The organism is Streptomyces sp. NPDC050416, from assembly GCF_044458845.1.
Classification (GTDB): Bacteria; Actinomycetota; Actinomycetes; order Streptomycetales; family Streptomycetaceae; genus Streptomyces.
The window spans coordinates 201,644-225,809 of the sequence record NZ_JBITII010000002.1; the positions used below are offsets into that span (position 1 = coordinate 201,644).

Consider the following 24,166-nt stretch of genomic DNA (forward strand, 5'->3'; position numbering starts at 1 on the left):
ACACGCAGGTCAGAGGGTTATCCACAGGCCGCAACGGCCGGTGCGGGATCTGCCTACCATGGCCTGACCGCCATCCGCGGCACGTGCGGACGGCCTACGAGGGGGGATGGGCAATGACGCGTTTCGCACGGTGGACCGCTCTCGCGGTCGCCTCGGCGCTGCTCGCCGCGGGGTGCAGCGGCGGCTCGTCGGACGACGACAAGAGCGGGCTCTCCTGGGGCCGGTGCAAGGCCACCGACGACGGTCCCGCGCCGAGCAGCGACTGGCAGTGCGCGACGCTGAAGGTGCCGCTGGACTGGTCGAAGCCGGACGGCGAGACGATAGGGCTGGCGCTGATCCGCGCCAAGGCCCGCGGTGACGACCGCGTGGGCTCGCTCCTGTTCAACTTCGGCGGTCCCGGCGCCTCGGGCGTGTCCATGATGCCGTCGTACGCCCCGACCGTCTCCTCTCTGGGCGAGCGGTACGACCTGGTGAGCTGGGACCCGCGCGGAGTCGGCGCCAGCGAGGGCGTGCGCTGCCGCGGCGACAAGGAGATCCAGGCGGCCGAGTCGGTGGACGTCACCCCGGACACACCCGCGGAGGAGAAGGCGTACTTCCAGGACGCCGCCGACTTCGCCAAGGGCTGCCAGAAGGACGCCGGAAAGCTCATGGCGCACGTGTCGACCGCCGACTCGGCCCGCGACATGGACCGCATCCGGGAGGTCCTGGGCGACGAGAAGATGCACTACTTCGGCATCTCCTACGGCACCGAACTGGGCGGCACGTATGCGCACCTGTTCCCGAAGAACGTGGGGCGGATGACCCTGGACGCGGTCGTGGACCCCGGCGCCGACGCGGTGGGGCATGCCAGGAACCAGGCCACGGGCTTCCAGCGCGCGCTGAACGGCTATCTGAAGTCCACGGGCCAGGACCCGGCCGAGGGCTCGCGGAAGATCGCGGACCTGCTGCGACGGATCGACGCCCGGCCCCTGCCCGCGGGCACGCCCGAGCGGAAGCTGACACAGACGCTCGCGGTCACCGGCATCATCCTGCCGCTCTACAGCAAGGACAGCTGGCCGACGCTGACCAGCGCCCTCGACGCGGCCGAGCGGGGAGACGGCTCGGAGCTGCTGACCCTCGCCGACCGCTACAACGAACGCGACCCGTCGGGACGCTACGGCACGACGACCCACGCGCAACGGGTCATATCGTGCCTGGACGACAGGCAGCGCCCGACCGCGGCGACCACCAGGAAGCTGCTGCCTCAGTTCGAGAAGATCTCCCCGGTCTTCGGGACGTTCCTCGGCTGGGACACGGCCGGCTGGTGCCACGACTGGCCGGTGCCCGGGCAGCACGACACCCCGGAGGTGAGCGCCCCCGGCGCGGCGCCGGTCCTGGTGGTCGGCAACACCGGCGACCCGGCCACCCCGTACGAGGGTGCCCGGAGGATGGCCGACGAGCTGGGCAAGGGCGTCGGAGTGATGCTCACCTGGCGGGGCGAGGGGCATGGCGCGTACGGCAGTGGCAGCGACTGTGTCGACTCGACGGTGGACGCGTATCTGCTGGACGGCTCGGTGCCGAAGGACGGCAAGGTCTGCTCATGACGACGGCGGGGGCTCCGGGCACCCGTGGTGCGCGAAACCCCCGCCGCTCGCGAAGGGAGGCCGGATACGGCTCGGTATCCCGGCGCGTCCGGTCAGTACACCGGCTTGTCCGGCTCGATCTGGTTGACCCAGCCGATCACGCCGCCGCCGACGTGGACCGCGTCCGAGAAGCCCGCGGACTTCAGGACCGCGAGGACTTCCGCACTGCGGACACCCGTCTTGCAGTGCAGGACGATCTTCTTGTCCTGCGGGAGGCTCTCCAGGGCGGTGCCCATGAGGAACTCGTTCTTCGGGATCAGCCGGGCGCCCGGGATGGAGACGATCTCGTACTCGTTCGGCTCGCGGACGTCGATGATGTCGATGCTCTCGCCGTCGTCGATCCACTCCTTGAGCTGCTTGGGAGTGATCGTGGAGTCGGCGGCCGCCGCCTGGGCCTCCTCGGACACGACGCCGCAGAAGGCCTCGTAGTCGATGAGCTCGGTGACGGTCGGGTTCTCGCCGCAGACCGCGCAGTCCGGGTCCTTGCGGACCTTGACCTGGCGGTACTGCATCTCCAGGGCGTCGTAGATCATCAGCCGGCCGACCAGCGGCTCACCGATGCCGGCGAGCAGCTTGATGGCCTCGTTGACCTGGATGGAGCCGATGGACGCGCACAGCACGCCCAGGACGCCGCCCTCGGCGCAGGAGGGGACCATGCCGGGGGGCGGGGGCTCCGGGTACAGGCAGCGGTAGCAGGGGCCGTGCTCGGACCAGAAGACGGAGGCCTGGCCGTCGAAGCGGTAGATCGAGCCCCACACGTAGGGCTTGTTCAGCAGCACGCAGGCGTCGTTGACCAGGTAGCGGGTCGCGAAGTTGTCCGTGCCGTCGACGATCAGGTCGTACTGGCTGAAGATGTCCATCACGTTGTCGGCCTCGAGCCGTTCCTCGTGAAGGATCACGTTCACGTACGGGTTGATGCCCTTGACGCTGTCGCGGGCGGACTCCGCCTTGGGGCGGCCGATGTCGGCCTGGCTGTGGATGATCTGACGCTGCAGGTTCGACTCGTCGACCTCGTCGAACTCCACGATGCCGAGGGTGCCGACGCCCGCGGCGGCCAGGTACATCAGCGCCGGCGAGCCCAGGCCGCCGGCGCCCACACACAGCACCTTGGCGTTCTTCAGCCGCTTCTGCCCGTCCATCCCGACGTCGGGGATGATCAGGTGGCGGGAGTACCTGCGGACCTCGTCTACGGTGAGCTCGGAAGCCGGCTCGACCAGGGGTGGCAGCGACACGGGGACTCCGTTGGTCGGTCAATCACTACGGTTGTTCTCCCCGTAACAGTGCCATGTGCTTTTTCATTCCGAGACACCTGTTCCGACCAGCGAGACGACTTCGTCCCAGTAGCCGGGCATGGCCTCCCAGGGGTCAGTGCGGCCGCCCTGGTCCGTGCGGTCGGTGAACCAGACCGTCGCGGCGCCCTGCCGACGGGCGATGCGCAGTGCCTCCTCCAGGTGCGAGCGGGGCACTCCGTGGACGAAGTGGCAGAAGCGCTCGGGCGGATGGTCGGCGGTCCACTCGGCCACCTGGGACCAGCGGTAGTCGCTCCACGGGCCGGAGAAGGTGACCAGCTGGTCGGCGAGCTGGGCGTAGCCCGGGTGCGGGTGGATGCCGTGTCCGAGGACGATGTGGGCCTCGTCACGGATCACGCGGAGCGTGGCGACCGTGCGGCGCACCTCGGGCAGCCCGGCGTGGTCCGCCGGGCAGCGGTCCAGGAGGAAGCCGTCGACCTGGTACCAGTCGACGAACCGGTGGGCGTCGGAGATCAGCTCCCCGAAGTTCCGGGTGCCGTAGCGGGTGTCGAGGTGGCCGAGGACGCGGATGCCCGCGTTGCGCAGGCGGCCCGCCGCTTCCAGGCAGTGCGGGTCGGGGCGGGTGCCGGGGCCGTCGGCCACGTTGAGGACCACCCAGTGCAGCGGGGTGCCGGGGCGGGTGAGTTCGCCCCACTCGGTGGGGGCGAGGAGGGGGTGCGCGTAGCCGGGGACGCCGACGCCGGGGCGGAGTTCCGTGCCGGAGGTGCGGGGCCGGGTGCTGGTCAGATGCGGCATGCCGCCTCCATCCAGATGTCGGCGAGGGACTCCTCCAGGCCGATCCGGGGTCGCCAGCCGAGCCGGTCGCGGGCGGTGCGCACATCGGCCTGCTGCCAGCTTCCGCAGCCGTCCGGGTACGGGTACGCGACCGGGGGCGCGTGGTCCGGGTCGGGGCGGGGGTGGCCGATGGCCGGGCGCAGAGCGCCGGGAGGGCCGTCGAGTTCGTGGAGGGCGCCGCCGTATCCGGCCACGCGGGCGAGGACCGCGGCGGCGTCGCGCAGGCGGACGGCGCGGCCGGAGCCGATGTTGATGACGCCCTGCGCGGCGGAGAGCGAGGCGGCGTGCACGGCCCGGGCCACGTCCCGGACGTCGACGAAGTCCCGCTGTGCGCCGAGGCCTCCGAGTTTCAGCTCGCCGTCGCCGGACTGCATGGCGCGGCGCATGGCCTCGGCGAGGCGGCCCAGCGGGGAGCCGGCGGGGGTGCCGGGTCCGGCCGGTGAGAAGACGCGCAGGACGACGGCGTCCAGGCCGGAGCCGAGGACGAGTTCGGTGGCGGCGAGTTTGCTGACGCCATACGGTCCGCCGGGCCGGGGGACGGCGTCCTCGGCCGTGGAGGAGCCGGGCTGGCTGGGGCCGTACTCGGCGCTGCATCCGATCTGCACCAGACGGGCACCGCAGCCGCTGCGGCGCAGGGCCTCGCAGACGGTGGCCACGGCGACGGTGTTGTGGCGGGTGAGCTCGCGGGCACCGCCGCGGGTGGCGCCGGCGCAGTTGACGACGACGCCCGGGTGGACCGCGTCGAGGAAGCGGGTGAGGGCGCCGGGGCTGCCGGACGCGAGGTCGAAGCGGACGTCGGCGTCGTCGCCCCGGCCGAGGGCGGTGAGCTGTACGGCCGGGTCGGCGAGCAGGCGGTCGGCGACGTAGCGGCCGATATAGCCGTTGGCTCCGATCAGCAGGACTCTCATCGCGCGGCTCCCGGGGCGGCCGGGGCTGCTGGGCGGGTGGTCATGCGGGTTCTCCTTGAGGCGGGAAGGGAGGGATGTGCGGGTGCTGCCTGCGGACGGGGCCGGTGGCAGCGGGGGTCACCGGGAGGGTTCCGGCGATGCGTGGGCCGAGGCCCTGGTCAGCTTGCGGCTCGCGTGGATCAGGAGGGCCAGGGCCGCCGCGCCGCAGGCCAGGGTGGGGACGGTGCCGGCGCCCCAGGTGGTGACCAGGGCTTCGACGGGCGTGGCCAGGAAGCCGCAACCGGGAAGGCGGGAGGTGAAGACAGCGGCGAGGGCGGCCGCTTGGAGCGTGGCCGTGGCGGTGAGGACCACGGCCGGGGCGTAGGCGAATCCGTGGGTGGTGAGGAGGCGGGCCAGGAAGAGGAGGGCGCCCAGGGTGAGGGTCTCGGCGTAAGGAGCGGGCTCGTCGAGGACCGCGGCGCAGAGGATGAGCAGGGCCGCCAGGGCGCCCAGGAAGAGGGCGAAGGTGCCGAGCAGGAGCGGCCGTACGGCGGCGGCGAAGTCCTCCAGGCCGCGGCTGGCCGCGAGTTTGCGGCGGGCACGCGCGGTGAAGAGGTGGGCGGTCCAGGCGGCGGGCGCGCAGGCCAGGGCAAGGGCCAGGACGGGGACGGCGGTGAGGGGCCAGGGGCCGTCGGCCGCGCCGGTGGGCAGAGCGTCGGGGCCTCCGGCGACAGCACTGTCGAGCAGGCCGTCGCCCAGAAGGGCGTAGACGACGAGCCAGGTGATCCACGTCGTGGCTCTTCCGGGGGCTGTGCGGTCGGGTCTGCTCAGGGGGCCTCGGCGCAGTGCCGCGCGGAGGGCCAGGGCCACGGCGAGGGTGCCGGCTGCGGCAGCGATCAGGCGCGACTGGCCGTGCGTGAGATGCACGGCGGCCACGGCGGCGGCGCACAGCGTGCCCGGCAGGAGCGTCAGCAGGGCCCAGTCGGCGCGTACCCCTGGAGCGGCGGGCGTGGCGGGCGGGGGTGCGTCCCCGTCCCGGGAGGCTCGCGCGTACATCTCCTCCGCGAGGGAGAAGACGTCCCGGTGCCGGAAGCGGGCGGCGGTCCGGTCGGTGATGCCGTGCGCCTCCAGGCCCGCCGCGATCTCGAGGGCGTCCACCGCGCGCCGGCAGAGCTCCCGGTGACGGTGCATCAATGTCTTCACGGGGTCGGCGGCACCGCGGCGCGGGGCGGCGGGGTTCTCCGGGCGGTCCAGTTCGCCCAAGCCGCTCATCGGGCTCCCTCCGGGGCGGGGGCGGGTGTGGTAGCGCGTACGGGTCTGGCCGTCGCCCAGCCGGGGCCGCGGACGACGAGGCTGGGTGACGGGGCGGCCCAGCGGCTCGGGACGTGGGCCTCGGCGGGTACCGCGAAGGGCAGCGGCGCCCCCGTTTCGTCGAGGACCACACGGCGGATCGGCGCGCGCGAGACGATCTCCAGGTAAATGCCGTGAAATGCCTCGATGTTCTGCTCGACCGTGAACAGTTCGAGGGCACGGGCGCGGGCGGCGGCACCCAGGCGTGCGCGGCGCGCGGGGTCACGCAGCAGCGCCACGCACGCCTCCGCGAGCGCCCGCGGGTTGCGCGGCGGCACGACGAGCCCGGTGCCGCCGATGACCTCCACGACCGCGCCGACGTCCGTCGACACGGTCACGCGTCCGCAGAGCATGGCCTCGACGAGGCTGATCGGGAAGCCCTCGACGACGCTGGAGAGCACGGTCACGGCGCCCGAGGCGTAGGCGTCGGCGAGGGTCGGGAGGTCGGGCCCGCCGAACTCCTCGAAGGACACCGGGTTGTCGCCGGCGGCGTGCGGCCCGTCGGCTTCGTCGGGGAAGAGCTGGGCGGCCAGGGCCCGGCAGTGGCCGAGGTAGGCCGTGCCCTCGGCACCGGCGGGCGCTCCGACGATGCGCAGGCGGGTCTTCGGCTGACGCTTGCGGATCTCCGCGAAGGCGTGCAGCAGGGAGACCAGGTCCTTGGCGGGCTCGACGCGCCCGACCCAGACGAGCGTGTCCGGGTCGGCGCGCTCGGGGGACTCGCCGACCTCGGCGAAGGGCCGGGCGTCCATGCCGGGGTAGACCGTGCGCAGCTTCTCGCGGTCGGCGCCGCAGCGCTCCTGCCAGCGGCGGGCGTGCGCGTTGCCGGCGGTGACGATCTCGGCCCGTGCGTAGGCCTCGGCCGCGAGCCTGCCGTGGAAGGCCGCCAGCAGGGACCGTACGGCGGGCGGGGCGTCCGGGGTGCTGAGGTAGTGCGTGCGCAGGCGCACGCCGTATTCGGTGACCAGCAGGGGGACGCCGGTGAAGTGGCGGGCGAGCAGACCCGGCAGGGCGGCCGGACCGCCGGACGCGGCGTGGCCGAGGTCGACCGCGCCCAGTCCGTCGTCCTCGTACCAATCGAGGGAGAGGGGGCGCAGGGCGCGTTCCAGGTGTGCGGCCACGGCGAGCAGATCCGGTACGCGGGCCTCGCGCGCCGCGCGGTGGGCGCCGGGCGCACGACAGGCGCGTTCCAGTGTGCGTACGGCGGTCTCGGAGCGGAGGGCTCCCCCCAGGCCGCCCGTCTCGCGGGCGAGTTCGGCGAGCCCGTACAGAGCGTTGGCGAAACGGTCCGCCTCGGGGCTCGGCACACCCGCGGAAATCCCCTGGGCGACGGCCGAAGCGCCCTCGGAAGCGCCCGACGCACCCCCGGCAGTCCCTTGGGCAGCGCCCGACGCACTCCCTGCAGCCCCCTGGGCAACGCCCGGCACACCCCCGGACGCCCCGCTCAGCACGGCCGCCAGTTCGCCGAAGCACTCGGTGAACCGCCGACGTGCGCCGCGGCCCAGGACCACCTCGTCGTCCTCGGCCGTCCACATCGGCGCGGTGCGCACCCTGCGGACGTTCGGCGGAAGCGGGAGCCAGCCCTCGTCCTCCTGGTGTCGGCTGCGGCTGAGCGCGTAGACGTCGAACTCGTGCTGTCCGAGCCCGCGCACGAGCCGGTCGCACCAGAGCCTGGCGTCACCGCTCACGTATGGATAGCCACCCTCCGTAAACAGTCCGATGCGCACGAGTGCACCCCCGATCTCCCGTATCAGGAGCCGCCGTTGCCCGGCGGCTCGCAGCGGGACGAACGTATGCGGACAAGGCGGTGGCGCGATGGACGGTTGTCCGTCGCGCCACCAAAAGGGGTGAACGGTCGTAACTTTCCCGTGCGGATCGCGTTCCGTCGCGCTAGGAGATCAACCGGACACGGATCGTCATCAGCGCCGCGTCCGTGATGCCCACCCGGTCGAGTCCCTCGACGCGTACTACGCGATCGGGGACCAGATCGCCGAGGTGGACCGCGTCCACGCGCGCGCTGTGACGGACGGTTGGCGCATCGGAATGTGGTCCAACCCCCGTGGCCCCTGTCAACTCCCGGGGTACGGCCAGGGGTTGGCGCGGCAGTGGATGCCGTCGTGGTCGAGGAACTTGGTCTGCTGCTGCATGACCGGGGCGAGGCCGCCGTCCTTGGCGCAGGTGACGTGGCCGTAGCCGAGGCGGTGGCCGACCTCGTGGTTGATCAGCATCTGCCGGTAGGCGTGGATCTTGTCGCCGTACGTCTCCGAGCCCTGCGCCCACCGGTAGGCGTTGATCATCACGCGCTCGGTGGCGGCCGAGTCGCAGGAGACGTTGTCCACGGTGGTGTCCAGACCGGACTTGGCGCACCAGTCGGCGGTCGTGCCGGGGCTGGCGAGCGTGATCACGAAGTCGGGCTTGCCGGAGTAGATCCGCTCGAAGGTACGCGCGCCGTTGTGGGCCCAGCTGCGCTGGTCGTTGAGCGTCTTCTGCACGGCCTCGGCGAACAGTTCGGCGTCGAGGCCGAGCCCCTGCTCCACGTCCACGCGATAGGTGAACTTCTGTCCCGTCCCCGGCGCCGCGGCGATGCCGGGCACGGCGTCGAACTTCCCCGAGCCCTTGAGCTTGGCGCCGAGCGGGTAGGTCTTGCCCATCTTCTCGTCGTACGTCAGCGACTTGGCGCCGGGGGCCGGTACGGGCGCCCGCCCGTCCGCGCGGGACGGGGAGTCCCGGAGGTCGCGGGCCCGGTCGGTGGCGGACTGCGACTGCACGCCGGAGCCGCCGGAGTCGTCGGTGACCTGACCGGCGACGATCACGGCCAGCACGGTGGTGACGGCGGCGGCCGCGATGCCGGTGAAGGCACGGCCCTTGCCGCCCTTGACCGGGGCGGGCGCGCCCGTGGGCGCCATGTCGTCGTCATCGCCGGCGTCGTCGTCGGAGCGGATGCCGGCCGGGGCGCCGGCCTTCCAGTCCGACACGGAGGCGTAGGCGTCCGCCGCGTGTGCGGAGGCGGGCGTACGGGGTGCGAAGACGGCGTCCTCCTCGTCGAAGGCGTTGAGGTACTCCTGCCGCGGTCCGGGCCCGGGGGCCCGTCGCTGCCGCGGTATGGGAGCACCACCACTGCCCCTCAACTCACCCCAGCCACCCCCGGCTTCGCGCTGCTCGGGGTGGTCTCCCCGGGCCTGGGGGAAGCCGCGCGCGGGAGTGCCGTCGGGAACCCGGGGCACTCCGCGTGCGGGGGTCCCGTCAGGAAGCCGCGGAACACCCCGCGCCGGCGTGCCGTCAGGAAAGCGCGGCAGCCCGCGCGCCGGCGCCCCGTCGGGCAGGCGCGGAGCACCGTGCACGGGCGTGCCGTCCGGAAGCCAGCCGTCCGGAAGCCGCGGCATCCCGTGCGCGGGCGTCCCGTACGAAGGCCCGGGCGCAGCCGTTCCGTGCGCAGACGACGGATACGAAGGCGTTCCGTGCGCGGGCGTTCCGTCCACCGTCGCGGGCCGAGGCCCCGGTGTCCGGCGCGGTCCCGCGCCCGGCGGCGGCCAGCCGCCCTGCGGCGCGACCCGAGGCGGAGCCGTCCGGCCTCCCCGGCTCGTGTCCACCGCCTGGCCCGGCTCCTGTCCCGGCCCGGCCCCGCCGTCCCCTGCTTCGGTTGTGTCCGCGGTGTCGCCCTTGGCGACCGGCCCACGGCGGCTGTGGCGTCCCACGTCGCGCCTCAGCCCCCCATGCTCTCGTCGGTGCCCACTTCGTCGACGGCCGCGTGCGCGCGAGCCCGCTTCGCTCGCCTTTCGCCCAACTCCCCGGCGTCTTCGAGGAGTTCACGAAACGCCATGGCCACCGTCTCCGGGTACTCCATCATGGCCACGTGCCCCGCGTCCGGCAACGTCACCAGCCGCGAGTCGCGAAACGCCCGGGCCGCTTTCTGTGCCATCCGGAAGCCCACGAGTTGGTCACGCCCACCGTAGACGAGGAGGGTCGGCGCGAGAACGCGCTCGGCCTGGCGCCACAGTCCGTGCTGGCCACCCAGCGTGTACGCGTTGACGATCCCGCGCGCGGAACGCGCCATGGCGTCCCAGAAGTACGGCAGCCGAAGCCGCCGCTCCATCTCGTGAACGGCGTTGCTGAATCCTTCCGGCGTCACCCGATCGGGATCCCCGTAACACAGCGCCATCACGCCGCGGACGCGCTGCTCCACCGTCCACTCCCGGGTCAGCCGGGTGAAGAGCGGGGCGACGCCGGGCACCGCCAGCAGCGCTGTGGGCACGGCGGTGCGCTGCACTCGGATTTCGGGCAGGGCGGGTGACACGAGCGTGAGCGTACGGACCAGATCGGGCCGTACCGCGGCGACACGGGTGGTGATGGCGCCACCGAGCGAGTTCCCGAACAGGTGCACGGGACCGCGCCCCGTGGAGTCGAGGTAGCGGATGACCGCGCGCGCGTGCCCCATGACCGAGTAGTCGCCGTCGTCCGGCGGCGGGGAGTCGCCGAAGCCCGGCAGGTCGAGGGCCTCGTTGTCGACGACGTCGTCCAGCAGCGGCATCAGCGCCGACCAGTTCTGCGAGGAACCCCCGAGTCCGTGCACGTACAGCGCCGGCGCCAGCCCCTTGCGCGCCGGGCGCCTCGACCGCACCGCCAGCGTGAACCCGGGCAGCTCGACCGAGCTGAGCCGCTCGCCCTCGGCGACCCTGACGGCCGCCACCTTCGGCAGCACATTGGCGGGCGGCACGAACGGCAGCTCGGTCGAAGACATGCGGCAATGTTACGAGACGATCACGTAGTGACTCATGTGTTCGCCGTCACAAGAATCGGCCATGCGGGAGGGGCACATGGGGTGAACGCGGGGAAGGCGCGGGGAAGGAAAGGCACACCGAGGACAGGGAGGCACCTGGGAAGGACAGCGCACAGCAGAAGCAGTCAACGGGATGCGCACTGCGTCACGTCCCGGACGCGGATCGCATAGCGTCCGGATCGGGTGTCTCCTAGGCTCGTAGAGAGGGCACCCGCGTGTGGCCCCTGCATTCCCAGGGACGTTCGTAGGAAGGGAGCCCAGCATGGCCGTAGACCCCACAGACCCGGAGACCTTCGAGACCGACGAGGCGCCGGAGACACCGGACGACGTCGAGGCCCCCGAGGTCGACGCGGCCGAGCAGCACACGGACGTCGCACCGAACCGTGACGAGCCGCTCACCCGCCTCGACCCCGACCGCGCCAACGAGGCCGACCTGGTGGAGCAGGCCCGGATCGTCTCCCTCGACGAGGACGACTACCGGTGACGCATGCCGCCGGGTGGCGACGAGGAGCAGCACCGAGCAGGAAAGGAGCCGCATTTTGCCCGCTCTGACCCTGTTTGAAACGTTCTCAACCGCTTTCGTAACCGTCCGGTCCGTGAAATTCTGCGCTCTCACCGCGCACACCACGGTTACCGAAAAGTACGATGGCGACGCGGCCAGATCCGCAGTTGGACGACTTTGGGAGGCGGCGTGACAGCCATCGAGCAGACAGAGGCGGTACGCCCGCGGGGCACACGCCTGCCACGCCGTGCCCGACGGAACCAGCTTCTGGGCGCCGCCCAGGAGGTCTTCGTGGCCCAGGGCTACCACGCGGCCGCGATGGACGACATCGCCGAGCGCGCCGGCGTCAGCAAGCCGGTGCTCTACCAGCACTTCCCGGGCAAGCTCGACCTGTACCTCGCGCTGCTGGACCAGCACTGCGAGTCGCTCATCCAGGCCGTACGGAACGCGCTGGCGTCGACGACCGACAACAAGCAGCGCGTCCGGGCGACCATGGACGCCTACTTCGCGTACGTCGAGGACGACGGCGGCGCCTTCCGCCTGGTCTTCGAGTCGGACCTGACGAACGAGCCCGCCGTGCGCGAGCGCGTCGACAAGGTCACCAACGAGTGCGCGGAGGCGATCTGCGACGTCATCGCCGAGGACACGGGCCTGTCGCGCGCGGAGTCGATGCTGCTCGCCTCGGGCCTGGGCGGCCTCGCCCAGGTGGTGGCCCGGTCCTGGCTGCACAGCGACCGCAGCGTGCCCCGCGACCAGGCCGTACAGCTGCTCGCCTCGCTGGCGTGGCGCGGCATCGCGGGCTTCCCGCTGCACGGAACCGACCAGCAGCACCACTGACGGCCGCTTTGTTCCCGCGCGCTGTTCGCTCGTGGCGTTCTCGGGCGGAGCATGCCGGTCCCCTCACCGGGCTAATGTGTGCTGCGTACGGCGCGGAAGGTCGCGCACATCACTGACCGTCGGAGGGACATAGCCGTGGAGGTCAAGATCGGCGTGCAGCACGCGCCCCGCGAGATCGTTCTGGAGAGCGGTCAGAGTGCCGAGGAGGTCGAGCGGGCGGTGTCCGAGGCGCTGGCCGGGAAGTCGCCGCTGCTGACCCTCGTGGACGAGCACGGCCGCAAGGTCCTGGTCCCGGCCGACCGTCTCGCGTACGTCGAGATCGGTGAGCCGGCCCCGCGCAAGGTGGGCTTCGGCGCTCTGTAGGGCGCAGGTGCGGACGGGGCGGGACGGCTGACGGCCGGCCCGCCCCGTTCGCGTTCCCTCTCCCGTGCGGCAACCCGCGCAACATCCGTACGGACACCCCGTGCGGCACACGGGTTCCTCCACGGATGGAGCACAGTTCACCCACAGAAGTAGGTTGGATTCCGCAGGTCAGGGGTAAGACGGGCTACGACCGATTTAGGCAGCCGGCCATGTGGGAGGGACCCCGACATGCTCCTGGAAGCGCTGAGCTCCGCGATTCTCGGCCTGGCTCTGTCATGGGCGGCCACGCATCGCCTGGCGCACCGGCTCCCGGCCCGCCCCCTGGTCCTGTCGACCGGCGTCGCGGGCGCCCTCTTCGGGGCCTTCGTCATGCACAGCGCGCTGGACGCCGGGCACTGGCTGCTGGTGCTGCTCGGCGCGGTGGTCGTCTCGGTGGCGTCGCTGTCGCTGCTGCTGCGCCCCGCGGGGCGCCTGCGCCGACGATCGGCGACGGCGTAGCCGGAGCCGTCAGCCGCGCGGAGCCCCGCGCGTCCGGCCGACACCGGCCCTCAGCCGCGACACGGCCGGAACCCACACCGGCGCCCAGCGCTCCACGGCTGCCACGACCACGGCGGCCACGACCTGCGCGGAGCGCCACACGACAGCAGCGCCACACGACCGGAACACCACGCGACCGGCCCCCTGCGCGGAGTGCTACGCCGCCAGCCCCAGTGCGGCCATCCGCTTGGTGTGCGCCTCGGTGATGCGGGAGAACATCTTGCCGACCTCGGCGAGGTCGAAGCCGTCCGCGACACCGCCCACCAGCATGGTCGACAGCGCGTCCCGGTCGGCGACCACCCGCTGGGACTGCGACAGGGCCTCGCCCATCAGCCGCCGCGCCCACAGCGCGAGCCGTCCGCCCACGCGCGGGTCCGCGTCGATCGCGGCACGCACCTTCTCCACGGCGAAACCGCCGTGCCCGGTGTCGTCGAGCACGGCCAGCACCAGGCCGCGGGAGTCGGAGTCCAGCCGGGCCGCGACCTCCCGGTAGAAGTCACTGGCGATGGAGTCGCCGACGTAGGCCTTGACGAGGCCCTCCAGCCAGTCCGAGGGGGCCGTCTGCTTGTGGAACCCGTCGTAGGCCGCGACGAACGGCTGCATCGCCCGCGTCGGCTCCTCCCCGATCTCGGCGAGCCGGTCGCGCAGCCTCTCGAAATGGTGGAACTCGGCCGACGCCATCTTCGCCAGCTCCGCCTTGTCCTCCAGCGTCGGCGCCAGCTTGGCGTCCTCCGCGAGCCGCTCGAACGCCGCCAGCTCCCCGTACGCGAGCGCACCGAGCAGGTCCACGACCGCGGCGCGGTACTGAGGGTCGGCGGAGGCCGTCGCCCAGTCCCGGGCGGCGACTCCGGTGTGTCCGGCCGGGGTGGCGGTGGTGTCCGAGGCGTTCTCAGGCTTGTCAGAGCTCGTCATGAAGCGCACAATAGCCCGCCCGCCGGGAGGCGTAAGGCCCTGGTCAATCAGTGTGACGACGACTACGTGACCAAATCGGCCGTCGCGAGTGCGGGATTCCGGGGTATGGTGGTAATGCGCCTGCTGGTACGTCGACGTACCTCGACAGGCCGCACGTATGAGGATGCCCGGTCGGTGGCCCGATCGGCTCCGACCCGACAGACCTCCCGTCCATACGGCAGATTGCGTACGGATGCCGGAGGGACACCCTCAGCGGCATGAGCGCTAGAGCGTCGGCGCGGTCCCGTGCTCTACGGCCCGCCCGTAGGCAGCCGACGTCCCCGGCACGGTCCGACAAGACCCCCGCGCTCGCCTCGCGCCGCCCACACAGAAGAGGCAGCACCCTGACTACGACGTTCCGAGAGCTCGGAATCCTCCCCGAGACAGCCGAGGCCCTGGAGGCCGTCGGCATCACCACCGCCTTTCCCATCCAGGAGATGACGCTCCCCGTGGCCCTTTCGGGCGCGGACGTCATCGGCCAGGCCAAGACCGGCACCGGCAAGACGCTGGGCTTCGGCCTCCCGCTCCTCGAGCGCGTCACCGTCCCCGCCGACGTCGAGGCCGGACGCGCCAAGCCCGAAGACCTCACCGACGCCCCGCAGGCGCTCGTCGTCGTCCCCACGCGTGAGCTGTGCACGCAGGTCACCAACGACCTGCTGACCGCGGGCAAGGTACGCAACGTGCGCGTCCTCGCGATCTACGGCGGCCGGGCGTACGAGCCCCAGGTCGAGGCCCTGAAGAAGGGCGTCGACGTGGTCGTCGGCACCCCCGGCCGGCTGCTCGACCTCGCCGGGCAGAAGAAGCTCAACCTGAAGCACGTCCGGTGCCTCGTCCTCGACGAGGCCGACGAGATGCTCGACCTGGGCTTCCTGCCCGACGTCGAGAAGATCATCAACATGCTGCCGGTGCGGCGCCAGACCATGCTGTTCTCGGCGACCATGCCGGGCGCGGTCATCGGACTGGCCCGCCGCTACATGTCGCAGCCCACGCACATCAGCGCCACGTCGCCGGACGACGCGGGCAAGACGGTCGCGAACACCAAGCAGTACATCTACCGCGCGCACAACATGGACAAGCCGGAGATGGTCGCGCGCATACTGCAGGCCGACGGCCGGGGACTGGTCATGGTCTTCTGCCGTACGAAGCGCACGGCGGCGGATCTCGCCGACCAGCTCCAGCAGCGCGGCTTCGCGTCCGGCGCGGTCCACGGCGACCTCGGCCAGGGCGCCCGCGAGCAGGCCCTGCGAGCCTTCCGCAACGGCAAGGTGGACGTCCTCGTCTGCACCGACGTCGCCGCCCGCGGCATCGACGTCGAGGGCGTCACGCACGTCATCAACTACCAGTCGCCGGAAGACGAGAAGACGTACCTGCACCGCATCGGCCGTACGGGCCGCGCGGGCGCCAAGGGCATCGCGATCACGCTCGTCGACTGGGACGACATCCCGCGCTGGCAGCTCATCAACAAGGCGCTGGACCTCGGCTTCAACGACCCGCCGGAGACGTACTCCACGTCCCCGCACCTCTACGCCGACCTCGGCATCCCCGAGGGCACGAAGGGCGTCCTGCCGCGCTCGGAGCGCAAGCGCGCCGGGCTGGACGCGGAGGAGCTGGAGGACCTGGGCGAGACGGGCGGCCGGGGGCCGCGCGGACGCGGTGGCCGCGGTGGCCGGGAAGAGTCCCCGGCGGCCGACCGCGAGCGTTCGGCCCGTACGCCGCGACGCCGCCGCCGTATGCGCGGCGGATCGCCGCTGGACGGCACGCCGGAGTCCGCCGGCACCGCCGCTGCGGGCTCCACGGCCACGGGCGGCTCCGCCGAGGCGGAGGCCGTCACGGCTCCTCGCACCCCGCGTCGCCGTCGCCGCACCCGCGGTGGCGCCCCGGCGGCCGAGTCGGCGCCGGTCCAGGCGGCCCAGGCGGTCGAGTCCGCCGCGTCCGCACCGGCGGAGCACGCCGTGGCGACCGCGGAGGGCACGAGCACGGAGGCGGCGAAGCCGCGCCGGCGCCGTACGCGCAGGTCCGAGACGCCGGCGGCGGAAGCCGCTGTGACGCCTACGGCTGCTGTGGACACCCCGGCGCAGGCGGACGCGGATGCCGCGTCGGTCGTGGCCGCCCCGGTGACCGAACAGCCCGAGGCACCTGCGGCCACGCCGCGCCGCCGCACCCGCAGGACCACGGCCACCTCCGCGGCCGAGCAGGCGGTCGACACGGCCGAGGGAACCATCGAGCCCGCACCGGAGCCGACGGAGACCAAGCCGCGCCGCACCCGTAAGACGGCCGCCGAGTCCGCGGCCCCTGCCGCTCCGGCCGAGGAGACCAAGCCGCGCCGCACGCGCAAGGCCGCAGCCGCGGCGGAGGACGCCGTCGACACGGCCGAGACCGCCGAGGCCAAGCCCAGGCGCGCGCGGAAGACGACTGCCACCACTGCAGACGCCGAGACCGCCGACGTCAAGCCGCGCAGCACGCGCAAGGCCGCAGCCGCGGCGGAGGACGCCGTCGACACGGCCGAGACCGCCGAGGCCAAGCCCAGGCGTACGCGCAAGGCCACGGCAGCGACCGAGGACACCGCCGGCGAGGCACCGGCCACCGAGTCCAAGCCCCGCCGCACGCGGAAGACCGCCGCAGCGGCCGAGACCGCCGTCGACACGGCGGAAGGCACGGAAGCCAAGCCGCGCCGCCGCACCCGCAAGGCCGTCGAAACCGCCGAGTCCGTCGCCGCCGGAATCCCGGCCCGGACGGCTCAGGAGCCGGAGGCCGCCGAGGCCAAGCCGCGGCGTACGCGCAAGGCGACGGCCAAGGCCGAGGCGAGCGTCGACACGGCAGAGGCGACCGAGGCGAAGCCGCGCCGTACGCGGAAGACGGCAGCGGCCGCCACGGCTGCGGATGCCGAGACCGCCGAGGCCAAGCCCCGCCGGACGCGGAAGACCGCCGCAGCGGCCGAAGCCGCCGTCGACACCGCGGAAGGCACGGAAGCCAAGCCGCGCCGCCGCACCCGCAAGGCCGTCGAAACCGTCGACATCCCGGCACAGGCCGGGCAGGAGCCGGAGGCCGCCGAGGCCAAGCCGCGTCGCACGCGGAAGTCGGCACCGGCCGCCACGGCCTCCGCCGAGGTCGCGGACGACGCGGCCGAGGCGAAGCCGAAGGCCCGCCGCACCCGCAAGGCCACGGCCGCCGCGGAGCCCACGGAGGGCTGACACTCCCTCGATGGCCCGGCCCCACCGCGTGTGGGGCCGGGCCATCGGCATTCCCGAGCGCGGCCCGCCCGCGTCTCCACCGGCCGCCACCCACCGGCGCGCCCGCCACCAGCCCGCCACCCCCTCCCCAGCCGCTACCCTCACCCCGTGACCAGGCAAGCCACCTTCACCCCACCCCCGGGCGCCCGCGCATACTCCCTGCGCACCACCCGCGGCGAGTTCGCCGTCGTCGACTCGTCGCCGAAGGCGGGGTCCGAGACGGGGCCGGAGCCCAAGGGCGTCGCCCTGATGCTGCCCGGATTCACCGGCAGCAAGGAGGACTTCAGGCTGCTCCACGAGCCGCTCTCCGAGCGCGGGTACCGGGTCGTCGCCGTGGACGGGCGGGGGCAGCACGAGTCGCACGGCCCCGTGGACGACGAAACCGCCTACGCCCAGCGGGAACTGGCCCGCGACGTGCTCGCGCAGTCCGAGGCGCTCTGCGGGCCCGTGCACCTCGTCGGGCACTCGCTCGGCGGGCAGATCGCGCGGGCGGCCGTGCTGCTGGACCACTCCCCCTTCCTCTCCCTCACCCTGGTCTCGTCCGGCCCGGCGCAGATCTCCGTCTCCCAGCAGCAGCGCGTGAAGCTGCTGCGGGACGCGCTCGCCGTGCTGTCGATGGAGGAGGTGTGGGAAGCCATCCAGGCGATGGGGCCGCCTGAGGAGGTCGGCGGGCCGGCTCGCGGCCCCGGCGATCCGGAGCAGTTGCGCCGCCGCTGGCTGGGCCACAGCCCCGCCCAACTCCTCGCCACGGGGCGCCAGTTGTGCACTGAGCCGGACCGTGTCGACGAACTCGCCGCCGTGCCGCTGCCGTTCCACGTCCTGTCGGGCGCGCACGACGACACCTGGCCGGTGGCGCTCCTCGACGACATGGCCGTACGGCTGAACGCGCACCGCACGGTCATCGCGGGAGCCGAGCACTCCCCGGGCGCCGACCAGCCCCTGCCGACCGCCCAGGCCCTCGCCGACTTCTGGGACAGGGTCCGCCCGGACACCCCCTAGTACTGCGTCTGGAGGTGCTCCCAGAAGCCGTCCCGCAGTGCGCGCCGTAGCTCCGCCTGGCCGCGCAGCGAGTACTGCAGCAGGCCCTCCGCCTCCACGAGCAGGTCCTGGTCCACCGAACCCGGCAGGTAGGGGTGGCCGGGCAGCAGCTCGACCAGCGTGTCCCGACCGCGGGCCGCCAGCCACTTCGCCGCGATCTGCGCGCCCACGAACCGCACGTCGTCACGGGTGGGCCGGCCCGCGGTGGCCTCGTAGGCGGGTGCCGCGCGGCGGGAGACGTAGGGCTTGAAGAAGTCGAGGTCGAAGGTGCGCTGGCTGTCGACCTCCCACAGGAGGGGCTCCGCCTGGTTGCGGCCCTCCGGCGCCTCGATGCCCCAGAGGTGGACGCGCGCGCCATACCCCTGGGCCGCCTCCACCGCCGACACCAGGTCCTCGTCGCCGCCGAGCAGGGCCGCGTCGCTGATGGCGCGGTGCCGGGCGAGGGACTCCAGGTCGGTGCGGATGAGCGAGTCGACGCCCTTCTGCTGGTTGCTGGAGTTCAGGTTGCCCAGCCGCACCTTGACGTCCGGCAGTTCCGCGATGCTCTGCTGCTCCGCCGTGTGGATGCGGCGACGGGCGCCGTCGTACCAGTAGACCCGCAGCAGCCGGCTGTCGGCGAAGATCGTGCGGGCCGTGTCGATGAGCGCGTCGATCAGGCCCTCGGCGTCGAGGTCGAAGGCCCGGCGGTCCTCCGTACCGGCGACGAGCCGTCCCGCGGCCGCGTACAGGTACCCGGCATCGACGAAGATCGCATGGGTCGAGGGTGTCTTCGCCACCTCGGCGAGCATGCGCTGGAGCAGCTCGTTGGTGCGGTCGATGCGGGCGCTCAGGGCCGCGAGGTCGTCGTTCATCACCTCCATTGTCCCGGCGGTCACGCTGCGAACACAACCGGTCCCAGTCGGTCCCGTAACAACAGCCTTACGGCTCAGTAATTAGCCGGTCGAAAAATTTCCTTAGCGTAGGGAATGTTTCAAGCGCCCCGTGCTGTTGACCCATACGGAACACCGGGCACCGCTGCCTCGTGGGCCGACCACCGAGTAGTTCTCCTCAGGAGGATGACCAGACGAAGGGAGAAGCCCTTGCGCTTCGAAATCATGCACCTCGACGATGTCGACGGCACGCCCGTGGACACGACCGTCGTGGACGCCGCCTCCGTCAACCGCATCGTTCAGCAGGCCGCCGCCACAGGGCAGCGCCTCTGGATCCGCCCGGCCGGGACCACGGCCTCATAACGCGCGCCGCTCTCCCACACTTCAGCCCCCGCACGGCATCGGCCGTGCGGGGGCTTTGCTGTTGCGGACCTCCGTGGTGGCGGGCGTACTGGCCGAGGGGGACGGCGAGGGTGAGAACAGGACGGTGGACGGCATGTCCGTGACGGGCCGGTCGAACGAGGAACTGCACGAGCGGGCCACGGCCGAGGCCGCGCAGCGGTACGAGGAATCCGCCGCGGAGCGTGAGCGGGTCGAGGCCCGGATCGCGGCCGGTGTGCGGTTCCCGGACAACCCGGACGCGCTCGCCGTGCGCGCCGACCGGATCCTCGACCGGGGCGGTCTGTCGCCCTCGGCGGTGGTGGCGGACATCCACGGCGAGGCCATGGACCTGCCCCAGGCCAACGAACGCATCATCGACCTGTCGAACGAGCTCCAGGCCTGGAGCTTCCTGCCGCGCGGGGTCAGGGCCGGAGCCACGGTCGCCCGGATCACCCTGCGCCGCGACGGCCGCGAGCTTCCGCACGGCACCGGCTTCCTGGTCTCGCCGCGGCTGCTCATGACCAACCACCACGTGCTGCCCGACGAGGGCTTCGCCCGCCAGTGCTTCGCGGAGTTCAACGCGCAGGTCACGGTCGACAACGTCCCCGACACCGCCGTCCGCATGGAGCTCGCACCGGGGAGCTTCTTCGCCGCGGACAGGCGGCTGGACTTCGCCCTCGTGGCGGTGATGCCCGCCCTGGACGGCCGTCCGCCGGGCGAGATCTTCGGCTGGAACCGGCTCAGCGTGCAGCTCGGCAAGCTGGTGCTCGGCGAGAGGGTGAACATCATCGGTCACCCGGACGGACGCCTCAAGGAGATCGTCCTGCGGGACAACGCCGTGCTGGTACGGCTCGACGACTTCATCCAGTACCGGACCGACACCCGCCCCGGAAACTCGGGCTCCCCCGTCTTCAACGACCAGTGGGAGGTCGTGGCCCTGCACCACAGCGGCGTACCGAAGAAGGACGACCGGGGCCGCGTCCTGCGGAAGGACGGCAGGCCCTGGAGCCAGGGCGACGGCGACGACGCGATCGACTGGGTCGCCAACGAGGGCGTCCGCATCAGCTCGATCCTGAAGCACCTGGCCCGGCTGGACCTCGACCCCGGGCGCCGCGCGCTGCTGGCCGAGATGGGTCCGGACTCCGGCCTGGACCAGAGCACGGCCGCGCTCGCACCCCGGCCGGACAGAAGCACGCCGGGCCTGCCCGGCGTCACGACCCCGCCGGTCCCGGACACCCTCGGGACGGTGGCCATGCCCGAGAGCGAGTCGGGGACGCCCCGGACGCAGGTCCCCAAGAAGGGACGCCCGGCCCGCGGCACGGCCTTCGGCGGCCGTCGGCACCTGGTCTTCCTGCACGGCAGGGACCAGCAGAGCAAGGATCCCGACGTCCTCCGCCGGGAGTGGACGTCCGGCCTGAACCGCGGCCTCACCCTCGCGGCACTGCCCACGGTCGACCCGGAGGACGTGTGGTTCCCGTTCTACGGCACGCGACTGGCCGGCCTCGTGACCGGGCGGGAGAGCACGGCCCCGCCCGTCGGACTCGACGAGGTGAGCGCCGCCGCTGCCGCCGAGGTCTTCGCCGCCGAATCACCCACCGGCTCCTACGAGCAGCTGCTCTACGAGGCGGCCGCCCGGGCCGGCATGCCCCAGAACGGGCCGGCGGCCACGGAGGGCTTCGGGGCGGGGCTGGTCGGCGCACTGCACCGGCCGCTGAGCTGGCTCGCCGCCCGGTCCGACCTGGACGAGTGGACCATCGCCACGTTCCTGCGGGACGTCGACCTGTACCTCGGCGACAGCTCCGTGCGCCAGGCGGTGCTGGACAGCGTGCTGGAGACGATGCCCACCACGGGCGAACTGGTCCTGGTCACGCACAGCCTGGGCACGGTCGTCGGCGTGGACCTGCTGACCCGGCTCCCGGACGGCCTCGACCCCGTACTGCTGGTCACGGCGGGCAGCCCGCTCGGGCTGGACGGCGTCAACGAGCGGCTCCTGGCGCGCGGCCCGCACCGGCCGCCGAAGGTCCGCGACTGGGTCAACGTCTGGTGCCCCACCGACGCGGTGGCCGTCGGCTGCCCCCTGGAGGACGAGCGGTGGGGCAAGCTCACGCAGCTGGCCGTCCAGAACGGCCGGGACCGCGCGCACAAGATCGAGGAGTACCTCGCCCATGAGAAACCGGCCGGGGAGATCGGCACGGTACTCACCCGCGCTGCGTGACCACCGGCCCCTCAGCTCCCCTGGATCACCTGCGTGACCCCGTTGATGATCTGCTGCACGGCGATCGCGGACAGCATCATGCCCGCGAGCCGCGTCACCAGGACCACACCGCCGTCCTTGATGATCCGAATGATCACCAGCGAGTAGCGCATGACCAGCCACAGCACGACATGGATGGCGAGGATCGCCGTCCACACGGAGACCTGCGTGGCGACGCTGTGGGCCTTCTGCACGGCGAGGATGACCGACACGATCGCCCCCGGCCCGGCCAGCAGCGGCATGCCCAGCGGCACGAGAGCGACGTTGACGTCCTTGGTCTGCTTGGGCTCGTCCGTCTTGCCCGTCAGCAGGTCGAGGGCGATCAGCAGGAGCAGCAGCCCACCCGCGATCATCAGCGCGGGCACGGACACGTGCAGGTAGTTGAGGATCTGATGCCCGAGCAGCCCGAACACGGTGATCACACCACCGGCGACACAGACGGCCTGGAAGGCCATCCGCTTCTGCACCTTGCCGGGCCGTCCGGCGGTGAGCGCGAGGAAGATCGGGGTGATCCCGGGGGGATCCATGATGACGAAGAGGGTCAGGAACAGGGAACCGAAAACGGCGAGGTCGAACATGACAGCGATGGCCTTGCGGGATCAGTGAACGTGGGCAGCGGGCGTTCGCGACCGCTGTGGGCAGGCGTTCCCCTGGGGGTCCCCCCAGGCCCTTAAGGCACTGGGGGAGGAACGGGTGGGCACAGCCGGCAACGCCGGGTGCCTTCAAACGGACCTACACAGAGACCTCAGACCCCGCCGGCCCCCGGCACGGGAAACGCCCCGAAGGCCCGCCGCGTGATCTCCCCGTACACCTCGGGATCCGTCGTGTACTCCCCGAGCACACACGTCTTCCGACTGCCGTGATAGTCACTGGACCCGGTCACCAGAAGCCCCAGCTCCTTCGCCAGCCCCCGCAGCCGCGCACGCGTATCCGTGTCGTGGTCCATGTGGTCGACCTCGACGCCGTCCAGCCCGGCCGCGGCCATCTCGGCGATCGCGGCCTCCGGAACCGTACGCCCCCGCTTGTTCGCCCCGGGGTGCGCGAACACCGCGACCCCGCCCGCGCCCTTGATCAGCCGGATGGCCTCGAAGGGGTCGGTCTCGTGCTTGTCCACGTAGGCCCGGCCGCCGTCGGCCAGCCAGTCCTGGGTGAAGGCGTCGCCGACGGTCGGCACGACGCCCAGCTCGACGAGCGCCGTCGCCACGTGCGGACGCCCGACGGACCCGTCACCGGCGATCCGCGCCACCTGCTCCCAGGTCACGGGCACGCCCAGCTCCTGAAGCTTGGCGATCATGCCCTGCGCCCGGGGCACCCGGTCGTCCCGGACCAGCTCACGCTCGGCGAGCAGCGCCGGCTCCTCGGCGTCGAAGAGGTACGCCAGCATGTGCATGCTGATGCCGTCGAGCCGGCAGGAGAGCTCGGCTCCGGTGACCAGCGTGAGCCCCTCGGGCAACGCGGCGATCGCCTCGGCGTGGCCGCGGGTGGTGTCGTGATCGGTCAGCGCGACGACGTCCAGTCCGGTCGCGGCGGCCTTCCGGACCAGCTCGGCGGGAGCGTCCGTACCGTCGGAAGCGGTGGAGTGGGTGTGCAGATCGATACGCACGACGCGGACTCCAGACACTGACGGGACGAGCGGGGCTGCTCCAGGATAACCACATTTTCGGCAACCCCTGTCACAGCCGAACCCCCCAAGCACCCCCTACACAACGGACCCCCAAGGGGCGCGGGGAACTGCGCGACAAGCCACAGACCCCCCGCAGCCGCCCGCACACCCGAAGCCGCATCCCCCTGGGCGCTACGGCTCGAGCAATCGCGGCGACAGAGCCCCGCACGGCACCAGCTCCACCTCCGCCCCGGCCTCCCGCAGATCCGCCAGCACCAACTCGTCGTACATCAGCAAGCCCGACTGCTCCGGCCACACGACCGCCCACAGCCATATCCCGAGCGCCTCACCGGCGAAAACCGCCCGATCGCCCGGCGCGCCGGACACATGCCACAGCGGCGTCGGACGCCCGGCGGCGAGCACCTTCGCCTGCGCCGGCTTCCCGACGTCGATGTACGGCCCCGGGTCCGGACCCTCCATGCCCGCGTACCGCGCACCGAGTCCGACGCCGAGCTCCTCCGCCACCAGGATCAGCTCACCCATCCCGCCGAGCGGCCCGGGCCCCGTGCAGGCCACGGCCGTGGCGCGGCCACCCGTGCGGTCGTCCCCCGCGCAGGCGACGCCCGTGAACAGCCAGCCGACCGGCAGCGGCCAGGGCATCCACACCGGCACCCGGGCGCGGTGCACTACGACGTTGAGGGCGTCGACGCTGGGCGGTATCACGGGCTGCACCGGATGGACGGTGCCGTGCACATCGCACTGCCACGAGTCGGAGAAGAGGCCGGGAGCCCTGACCCGGCCACCACACTTCGGGCAACTGGGTTCGCCCCTCATAGGGCCCCACGGTCCTACCCGCGCCCCGTCGCGTCAAGGACGATCACCCA

General features: G+C 72.5%; 21 protein-coding genes. 9 read left to right on the top strand and 12 right to left on the bottom strand.

Annotation, left to right across the window (positions count from 1 at the left end):
* The first annotated feature begins 113 nt into the window (after positions 1 to 113).
* Positions 114 to 1,583 carry an alpha/beta fold hydrolase gene (locus tag ACIBL4_RS05895; RefSeq protein WP_399406906.1) on the top strand — a complete coding sequence of 490 codons (1,470 nt, stop codon included), beginning with the start codon at positions 114 to 116 and terminating at the stop codon, positions 1,581 to 1,583.
* A gap of 92 nt (positions 1,584 to 1,675) precedes the next feature.
* Here the strand turns inward: ACIBL4_RS05895 and moeZ are convergent, their stop codons facing one another.
* The 7 genes from moeZ to ACIBL4_RS05930 form a co-directional block, all read right to left on the bottom strand.
* On the bottom strand, positions 1,676 to 2,854 hold the full coding sequence (gene moeZ / locus ACIBL4_RS05900) for an adenylyltransferase/sulfurtransferase MoeZ (RefSeq protein WP_355846273.1): 1,179 nt from the start codon (positions 2,852 to 2,854) through the stop codon (positions 1,676 to 1,678).
* 63 nt (positions 2,855 to 2,917) lie between these two features.
* Positions 2,918 to 3,667, bottom strand: a complete 750-nt coding sequence (locus ACIBL4_RS05905) for a spherulation-specific family 4 protein (protein ID WP_399406909.1) — start codon at positions 3,665 to 3,667, stop codon at positions 2,918 to 2,920.
* The gene (locus ACIBL4_RS05910) at positions 3,655 to 4,614 is read right to left on the bottom strand and encodes an NAD-dependent epimerase/dehydratase family protein (RefSeq protein ID WP_399406911.1); all 960 of its coding nucleotides are present in this window, start codon (positions 4,612 to 4,614) and stop codon (positions 3,655 to 3,657) included. Before ACIBL4_RS05910 ends, ACIBL4_RS05905 begins: the two co-directional genes overlap by 13 nt.
* A gap of 117 nt (positions 4,615 to 4,731) precedes the next feature.
* Entirely contained in the window at positions 4,732 to 5,865 is a 1,134-nt protein-coding gene (locus ACIBL4_RS05915) for a hypothetical protein (protein ID WP_399406913.1), read from the bottom strand.
* Positions 5,862 to 7,667: a DUF3492 domain-containing protein gene (locus tag ACIBL4_RS05920; protein ID WP_399406915.1), complete on the bottom strand. Its 1,806-nt coding sequence runs from the start codon at positions 7,665 to 7,667 to the stop codon at positions 5,862 to 5,864. The genes ACIBL4_RS05915 and ACIBL4_RS05920 overlap by 4 nt, the downstream gene beginning before the upstream one ends.
* A 342-nt stretch (positions 7,668 to 8,009) precedes the next feature.
* Positions 8,010 to 9,635, bottom strand: coding sequence for a DUF3152 domain-containing protein (locus ACIBL4_RS05925; RefSeq protein WP_399406917.1), 1,626 nt, complete (start codon positions 9,633 to 9,635; stop codon positions 8,010 to 8,012).
* 8 nt (positions 9,636 to 9,643) lie between these two features.
* A complete protein-coding gene (locus ACIBL4_RS05930) occupies positions 9,644 to 10,678 on the bottom strand; it encodes an alpha/beta fold hydrolase (RefSeq protein ID WP_399406919.1) in 1,035 nt (344 codons plus the stop codon).
* 301 nt (positions 10,679 to 10,979) lie between these two features.
* Here ACIBL4_RS05930 and ACIBL4_RS05935 point away from each other — a divergent pair, with 301 nt between their 5' ends.
* The 4 genes from ACIBL4_RS05935 to ACIBL4_RS05950 all read left to right on the top strand — a co-directional run bounded on the left by ACIBL4_RS05935 (position 10,980) and on the right by ACIBL4_RS05950 (position 12,917).
* Positions 10,980 to 11,201 (top strand): hypothetical protein, encoded by a 222-nt coding sequence (locus tag ACIBL4_RS05935; protein ID WP_399406921.1) that lies wholly within the window; start codon positions 10,980 to 10,982, stop codon positions 11,199 to 11,201.
* 207 nt (positions 11,202 to 11,408) lie between these two features.
* On the top strand, positions 11,409 to 12,056 hold the full coding sequence (locus ACIBL4_RS05940; protein WP_020269805.1) for a TetR/AcrR family transcriptional regulator: 648 nt from the start codon (positions 11,409 to 11,411) through the stop codon (positions 12,054 to 12,056).
* Between the two features lie 135 nt (positions 12,057 to 12,191).
* Complete coding sequence (locus ACIBL4_RS05945) at positions 12,192 to 12,419, top strand: DUF3107 domain-containing protein (protein WP_031114311.1); 228 nt, start codon at positions 12,192 to 12,194, stop codon at positions 12,417 to 12,419.
* A gap of 228 nt (positions 12,420 to 12,647) precedes the next feature.
* Entirely contained in the window at positions 12,648 to 12,917 is a 270-nt protein-coding gene (locus tag ACIBL4_RS05950) for a hypothetical protein (RefSeq protein WP_399406923.1), read from the top strand.
* A gap of 195 nt (positions 12,918 to 13,112) precedes the next feature.
* Here ACIBL4_RS05950 and ACIBL4_RS05955 read toward each other — a convergent pair whose 3' ends face one another.
* Positions 13,113 to 13,868 (bottom strand): ferritin-like fold-containing protein, encoded by a 756-nt coding sequence (locus tag ACIBL4_RS05955; RefSeq protein WP_399406925.1) that lies wholly within the window; start codon positions 13,866 to 13,868, stop codon positions 13,113 to 13,115.
* A 476-nt stretch (positions 13,869 to 14,344) separates the two neighbouring features.
* Between ACIBL4_RS05955 and ACIBL4_RS05960 the strand changes: the two genes are divergently transcribed.
* Both ACIBL4_RS05960 and ACIBL4_RS05965 read left to right on the top strand, forming a co-directional pair.
* The gene (locus ACIBL4_RS05960; protein WP_399408090.1) at positions 14,345 to 17,098 is read left to right on the top strand and encodes a DEAD/DEAH box helicase; all 2,754 of its coding nucleotides are present in this window, start codon (positions 14,345 to 14,347) and stop codon (positions 17,096 to 17,098) included.
* A 147-nt stretch (positions 17,099 to 17,245) separates the two neighbouring features.
* Complete coding sequence (locus ACIBL4_RS05965; RefSeq protein ID WP_399406927.1) at positions 17,246 to 18,136, top strand: alpha/beta fold hydrolase; 891 nt, start codon at positions 17,246 to 17,248, stop codon at positions 18,134 to 18,136.
* Here ACIBL4_RS05965 and ACIBL4_RS05970 read toward each other — a convergent pair.
* Positions 18,133 to 19,026: an NYN domain-containing protein gene (locus ACIBL4_RS05970; RefSeq protein ID WP_399406929.1), complete on the bottom strand. Its 894-nt coding sequence runs from the start codon at positions 19,024 to 19,026 to the stop codon at positions 18,133 to 18,135. The genes ACIBL4_RS05965 and ACIBL4_RS05970 overlap by 4 nt on opposite strands.
* Before the next feature lie 228 nt (positions 19,027 to 19,254).
* Here ACIBL4_RS05970 and ACIBL4_RS05975 point away from each other — a divergent pair, with 228 nt between their 5' ends.
* On the top strand, positions 19,255 to 19,407 hold the full coding sequence (locus ACIBL4_RS05975; RefSeq protein ID WP_010047718.1) for a hypothetical protein: 153 nt from the start codon (positions 19,255 to 19,257) through the stop codon (positions 19,405 to 19,407).
* A gap of 61 nt (positions 19,408 to 19,468) precedes the next feature.
* Positions 19,469 to 21,640 carry a trypsin-like serine peptidase gene (locus tag ACIBL4_RS05980; protein WP_399406931.1) on the top strand — a complete coding sequence of 724 codons (2,172 nt, stop codon included), beginning with the start codon at positions 19,469 to 19,471 and terminating at the stop codon, positions 21,638 to 21,640.
* A gap of 11 nt (positions 21,641 to 21,651) precedes the next feature.
* On the opposite strand, the gene ACIBL4_RS05985 is transcribed toward ACIBL4_RS05980, so the two are convergent.
* The 3 genes from ACIBL4_RS05985 to ACIBL4_RS05995 form a co-directional block, all read right to left on the bottom strand.
* Complete coding sequence (locus tag ACIBL4_RS05985) at positions 21,652 to 22,257, bottom strand: MarC family protein (RefSeq protein WP_086562955.1); 606 nt, start codon at positions 22,255 to 22,257, stop codon at positions 21,652 to 21,654.
* A gap of 167 nt (positions 22,258 to 22,424) precedes the next feature.
* Positions 22,425 to 23,282, bottom strand: a complete 858-nt coding sequence (locus ACIBL4_RS05990; protein WP_399406934.1) for a PHP domain-containing protein — start codon at positions 23,280 to 23,282, stop codon at positions 22,425 to 22,427.
* 192 nt (positions 23,283 to 23,474) lie between these two features.
* Positions 23,475 to 24,116: a DUF6758 family protein gene (locus ACIBL4_RS05995; RefSeq protein ID WP_399406936.1), complete on the bottom strand. Its 642-nt coding sequence runs from the start codon at positions 24,114 to 24,116 to the stop codon at positions 23,475 to 23,477.
* Between the last annotated feature and the right edge of the window lie 50 nt (positions 24,117 to 24,166).